This window comes from Psychrobacter sp. T6-1 (assembly GCF_052258445.1).
In genome coordinates, this window is sequence record NZ_JBQQFC010000666.1 from 1 (window position 1) to 762 (window position 762).

Consider the following 762-nt stretch of genomic DNA (forward strand, 5'->3'; position numbering starts at 1 on the left):
GGCTGTTCAAGTTCAGTACTCAAAGATTGCGGCGCAGAAATGGGCGCATTCTCAATTTTGCTTGCCATAGATGGCGTCTGGCTAAACATCCAAATCAAAGCCGTAATAACGCCTAGTATCAGCGTCATCAGTAACCACATCAGTGCCTGACGGCGATATGACTGAGCAGGAGGCGTGGTTGAGCGTGGTGCTACCATGAATAAATCCTTGGCAAAAATAAGAATGAGCAAACGGATAAAACGTAGAGACCTCTATTCGTTTGCGTTATCCCTATTTTACACCATTATGTGCTAAAGATTTGAAAATTATAGATTTTGAGAGTTATAGATTTTGAAAGTTATGAGCTTTGAGAACATAAGGTATAACAGTTAGTGTATCAATGAGTTAATCAGTGTATCAATAAAGGCTAAGCGTGCTTGGACAATACCTCTACAAGTAGCGGCGCCTCAAACTTATCTGTAACGACCGCCTCGCCTAAAGATTTGAGCAGAATAAGGCGAATCTGACCTTGTTTGACCTTTTTGTCATGTCCCATAAGATCCAATGCCGTTTGCGGATCAATGGGAGGCGGCGTAGTTGGCAGATTAGCGCTCGCTAAAACTCGCTCCACTCGCGCCAGATCCTCAGCATTTAACCAGCCCATCTTTTGCGACAGCTGAGCTGCCTGCATCATGCCTGCTGCGACTGCCTCACCATGTAACCAATTACCATAACCCTCGTGTGTTTCGATCACATGACCAAAGGTGTGACCAAAATTAAGCA

The 762-nt window shown here is 44.5% G+C and carries 1 protein-coding gene and 1 pseudogene; both read right to left on the minus strand.

What is annotated here, in order from left to right; translation table 11 throughout:
* Nucleotides 1-197 (minus strand): annotated as a pseudogene (locus ACTXGO_RS15270) (hypothetical protein); the annotation flags it as partial.
* 209 nt (nucleotides 198-406) lie between these two features.
* A partial coding sequence (locus tag ACTXGO_RS15275; protein WP_443575116.1) for a 3-dehydroquinate synthase family protein occupies nucleotides 407-762 on the minus strand: 356 nt, incomplete at its 5' end.